Genomic DNA, 4,691 nt, shown 5'->3' with positions numbered 1-4,691 from the left:
CGGTAAGGGGTTGCTCACCGCGGGGACGAGTCGGAAGGGGTATCTGTTCTTCGCCGCGTTCCTGGCGCAGTTCCTCGCTCCGTCGGCAGCGCTCGAGCCGCAATACGTCGCGCTCGCGCTCACGTTCGCACTGCTCGACGGCGCGGTGATGTTCGGCTACGCGCTGCTCGGCGCACGCGCGGTGCGTCTGCTGAAGCGCTCGGGCGCGCTGTGGCTCGAACGCACGTGCGGCGCGATGCTGCTCGCGCTGGCCGGCTCGCTCGCGCTGTATCGGCGTCATGCTGCGTAGGCGCGCCGCCATGCACGCCGCCTCGTTCACCGCGGGTACGCGATGAGAATCGAAGCGCCACCCCGCGCCGGTTTCGCCGGCCTGTCGCTTCGCCAGCTCGACCGCACCGACCTCGACGCGTGGTATGCGTACCTGTCGAACCCCGACGTCGTGCGCCACACGAGCTGGAACCTGCATGCGCGCGACGATCTGCTGCCGCTGTTCGACGGCATCGAATCCGCTCATCCGGATTCGATCCGCCGTCTCACGATTGTCGACGATGCATCGGGCGCGCTCGCGGGGACGATCGGGCTGCATACAGTGTCCACCGCGAACCGCACGGCCGAGATCGCGTACGACGTCGCGCCGTCGCACTGAGGGCGCGGCATCGCGAGCGCGCTGTGCGCGAGCGTCACTGCGTGGGCACTCGCGGAAGGCGGCTTCATGCGCATCCAGGGCGTCGTGCTGACCCGCAACGCCCGCTCCGCGCGCGTGCTGCAGAAGTGCGGCTACCGGTGCGAAGGGGTGCTGCGCGCATACCGGATGGTGCGCGGCGTGCCGGGCGACTTCGCGATGTACGCGCGCCTCGCGACCGATTGACCGACTGGCGCGTGATGCGCGACATGCGTGCGCGCGCCGTCGACGCGATTGGACGATCCGCGCCGAATTGGCGACAATCGCCGCTCCCCCCATCGACTTTCCCGCCATGAGAATCGCCGCACTGTCCGACATCCACGGCAACCTCGCCGCGCTCGACGCGGTGCTCGCCGACGTGCGCCGCCGCGGCGCCGACCTGATCGTCAATCTCGGCGACATCGTGTCGGGCGCGCTCCACCCGGCCGAAACCGCCGATCGCCTGATCGCACTCGACCTGCCGACCATCAAGGGCAATCACGAACGACAACTGCTGACCGGCGAGCGCGAATCGATGCGGCTGTCCGACCGCTGGGCGCACGACACGCTGCGCGACGATCATCGCAAATGGATCGCCGCGCTGCCCGAACGCCTGACGCTCGGCGACGACGTGCTGCTGGTGCACGGCACACCCGCCAGCGACCTGATCTATTTCCTCGAAACGGTCACGCCCGACGGCTGCCGCGCGGCGACGCCCGATGAAATCGCGCAGCGCGCGGGCGACGAATCCGCGTCGCTGATCCTGTGCGGCCACACGCATGTGCCGCGCATGGCGAAGCTCGACGACGGCCGGCTGATCGTCAACCCGGGCAGCGTCGGGCTGCAGGCGTACACCGACGATCAACCGCATCTGCACCGGATCGAAACCGGCTCGCCGCATGCGCGCTATGCGATGGTGTCGCGCACGCCGTCCGGCTGGCATGCCGAATTCCATGCGGTCGAATACGACTGGCACACGGCCGCCGCCACCGCGGCAGCACGCGGCCGCGACGACTGGACCGTCGCGCTGCGCACCGGCCGGTGCTGACGCATCGCCGCTCGCCCGCCATCCCGCTTCGCTCACTGGAAAACCGATCCGCCATGCCCGTTCCATCGCAACTGCTTTTTCTGCCCGGTGCATCGGGCAGCACCGCCTTCTGGCAACCGCTCGCGAGCCGGCTCGCGCATCCGGCCGAGCGGCGGATCGTCGCGTATCCGAGCTTCGGCGACACGCCGCGCGATCCGGCCATCGACGACTTCGACGGTCTCGTGCGTCACGTGCTGGCCGCGATCGACCGGCCGACCGCCGTGATCGCGCAATCGATGGGCGGCGTGATCGCGATGCGCGCGGCGCTGGAGCGCACCGCACACGTCACGCACCTCGTGCTGACTGTCACGTCCGGCGGCCTCGACATGCAGGGACTCGGCGCACAGGACTGGCGCACCGGTTTTGCGGAAGCGAACCCGCAGCTTCCCGACTGGTTCATGACGTTCCGGGCCGACCTGTCGGACGACATCGGCCGCATCGCGCAGCCGACACTGCTGCTGTGGGGCGACGACGATCCGATCAGCCCGGTCGCGGCCGGCAAGCGCCTGCTCGACCGGCTGCCCGACGCGCAGCTACACGTCGTGCCGGGCGGCCGGCACGATCTCGCGGCCGTCCATGCAGACACGCTCGCGCCGCTGGTCGATGCGCATTTGCAGCGATGAGCGTGAGTGCGTTGCCGCGGGCGTGAATTCGACGCCCGCAACAACGCGTCATGCCGCGTTCACGAGCGTCAACCGCGCTTCCAGTCCGCCGCCGTCCGGCCGGTTGCTCAGCGTGAGCGAGCCCCCCATCGCGTGCGCGCACCGCGATGACCGTGCCGCCGCCCGGCGCCGCCTGCACGGCGATCTCCGCCGCACCCGCGAACTTCAGCGCGTTGCCGACGAGGTTGCCGACGATTCGGCGCAGCGACTTCGGCCGCGTCGTCAGCGCGAGCGGGCCGCCGCTGTGCAGCGCGACGTCCTGCCCCGCATCCGTGTAGTCGCACACGATGCTGTCGAGCAGCGCGACCGAGCTCGCGCTCGATGTAGCCCATCATCAGGTTGGTGGTCGCCTGGTCGAGCTCGGTCACGGTGAATCAGGGCGGGCGCGCCGTCGTCCAGCACGTTGCGCAGGTCGCGACCGTTCGCGGCGAGCGACACGCGCATGCCGTTCTTCTCCAGGTAGTCCGCGATCAGTTCGCGAATCGCGCGATCGTCGTCGACGATCAGTACGTGGTCGATCTTGCCCATGAGTCCGTGTCGTGATGTGGCGGCGGGCGATGTCCGCTTTTATACCGCAGCGCCGGCACGCATTTGTATCCCGATGTATCGCGCCGTCGTGGCGACACACAACGTTGCACATGCGCGGTTCGCCGGATACATGCGATCCGAAGAACATCGCCGATGCGATCAAGCGCTTCGGCATCCGGTATCCGGTCGCGCAGGACAATCGCTACGACACGTGGCGTGCGTACGGGAACCAGTACTGGCCTGCGCTGTACCGGATCGATGCGAGCGGGAAGGTCGTCTATATGCGCTATGGCGAAGGCGCGTACGACAAGACGGAGCCTGCGATTCGGGGGGCGCTGGCGCAGGCTGGGGAAGGTGGAAAACGCCCGAAACAGGTGACAAGAGCGGCCGGGGGAAAAGCGATTGGAAAATAGCAATTACGTGCCCCTCGGATTCATAATCCGTGACGTATGAATTCCCTCAAGATAGTTGCGGACTCAACCTTTCCGTTTCAAGGAACCCAATCGACTTCGAGATGCACTATCGCGTCACGCGGCTACGATCAAGGTTTTCCGAGAGGGCCGATTCGCGATGTTGTGGTCCAGGCGAGGAACCCCTCACCTCGCGATCGCAAGATTATTCATTCTTGCGGTCCGCCTCCGCCAGCATCGCTTCGCCGATCGCCGCGTTGCCGTCGGCGATCAACGCCTCGCCCGCCCCGCGAATATCCGCCGCCGACTTGTTCTGCCCGAGCTTGCGCTTGCCGACCAGCCGCGTGATCTCGATCTGCAGCCCGACGATCGCCTGCAGCATCGTGTCGAGATAATCCTGCGGCGCATCGCCCATCTTCCACGGCACCGGCTGCGACGCCTCGTGCGTGCGCGTCAGCCGCGCGACCACGCCTCGCACGAACTTCTCGTCGTCGCGCACCGTGATGCGTCCGTGCGCATGCACGACCACGTAGTTCCACGTCGGTACCTGCCGATGCGCGACGTGCTTGCTCGGATACCAGGTCGGCGAGATGTACGCGTCGCCCGCGCGGAAGATCACCAGCACCTCGTCGCCGTTCGCGACATCCTGCCAGACCGGGTTCTCGCGGGACACGTGCGCATGCAACTCGCCGAGACCGCCGTCGCCCGGCAGCAGCTCGAACGGGAGGTGATGCGCGTCGAGCCCGCTCTTCCCGTGCGTGACCAGGCTGCCGAACGGATGCTGGACGATCAGCTCGCGCAGCACGTCGGGACGGGACTCGGCGAAATCGGCGGGGACATACATGGCGGCTCCACGGTCGGACAGGGGTTGGAAGAAACGGGCCAGCGGGTGACGCGTCATGCCCTGATTGTGATCGCTAACTGGTTTATGCTGTAGAGCCGGTTTAGAACAATTTCAGAAGACCAGAATCATGGCAAGAACCGCCCGGATCGTCGAAATCCCGTCGCTCGGCGCGCTCGACCGCGCGGCCGGCGACCTGAGCCGCCAGCTCGCGCAGGCGTTGCGCGACGCCGTGCGCCGCGGCGACGTACGGCCCGGCGACACGCTGCCGTCCACGCGGCTGCTCGCGGCGTCGTTACAGGTCGCGCGCGGCACCGTCGTCGACGCGTATGCGCAGCTCGTCGCCGAAGGTTTCCTGGAATCGCGCGGCGGCGCCGGCACGCGGGTCGCGAACGCGCTGGCCGAACCGCTACCGGCCGATCAGCCGCCCGCCGCCCGCAAACTTGCCGAACGCGCCGCCCACGCCGGCCTGCCCGAACCGGCCGCGACGTTCGCGCGGATC

5 protein-coding genes and 4 pseudogenes are annotated in these 4,691 nt (G+C 68.0%); 6 read left to right on the top strand and 3 right to left on the bottom strand.

All coding sequences use genetic code 11. The annotated features are described in order from the left end of the window. The 4 genes and pseudogenes from J7024_RS36300 to J7024_RS36285 form a co-directional block, all read left to right on the top strand. Window positions 1-289, top strand: a 289-nt coding sequence (locus J7024_RS36300) for a LysE family transporter (protein WP_234745993.1), incomplete at its 5' end; no start/stop codon positions are given. Between the two features lie 42 nt (window positions 290-331). Then, window positions 332-868 (top strand): annotated as a pseudogene (locus J7024_RS36295) (GNAT family N-acetyltransferase). Window positions 869-974: 106 nt separating this feature from the next. Continuing rightward, window positions 975-1,709, top strand: a complete 735-nt coding sequence (locus J7024_RS36290) for a metallophosphoesterase family protein (protein WP_175751747.1) — start codon at window positions 975-977, stop codon at window positions 1,707-1,709. Between the two features lie 53 nt (window positions 1,710-1,762). Further along, a complete protein-coding gene (locus J7024_RS36285; protein WP_175858641.1) occupies window positions 1,763-2,371 on the top strand; it encodes an alpha/beta fold hydrolase in 609 nt (202 codons plus the stop codon). 48 nt (window positions 2,372-2,419) lie between these two features. Here the strand turns inward: J7024_RS36285 and J7024_RS37610 are convergent. Then, window positions 2,420-2,714, bottom strand: a pseudogene (locus J7024_RS37610) (two-component sensor histidine kinase); the annotation flags it as partial. Between the two features lie 8 nt (window positions 2,715-2,722). Continuing rightward, window positions 2,723-2,938: pseudogene (locus J7024_RS36275) on the bottom strand (response regulator); the annotation flags it as partial. 104 nt (window positions 2,939-3,042) lie between these two features. On the opposite strand from J7024_RS36275, the pseudogene J7024_RS36270 reads away from it, so the two are divergent. Then, window positions 3,043-3,351: pseudogene (locus tag J7024_RS36270) on the top strand (thioredoxin); the annotation flags it as partial. A 202-nt stretch (window positions 3,352-3,553) separates the two neighbouring features. Here J7024_RS36270 and J7024_RS36265 read toward each other — a convergent pair. After that, window positions 3,554-4,192: an FMN-binding negative transcriptional regulator gene (locus J7024_RS36265; RefSeq protein ID WP_124829518.1), complete on the bottom strand. Its 639-nt coding sequence runs from the start codon at window positions 4,190-4,192 to the stop codon at window positions 3,554-3,556. Window positions 4,193-4,319: 127 nt separating this feature from the next. Between J7024_RS36265 and J7024_RS36260 the strand changes: the two genes are divergently transcribed. Then, a partial coding sequence (locus J7024_RS36260) for a GntR family transcriptional regulator (RefSeq protein ID WP_234745990.1) occupies window positions 4,320-4,691 on the top strand: 372 nt, incomplete at its 3' end.

Origin of the sequence: Burkholderia sp. WTPI3, from assembly GCF_021483755.1 — a bacterium.
Classification (GTDB): Bacteria; Pseudomonadota; Gammaproteobacteria; order Burkholderiales; family Burkholderiaceae; genus Burkholderia.
Note: the sequence above shows the minus strand (reverse complement) of the source record. Positions and strands in the feature narration are given on the sequence as shown.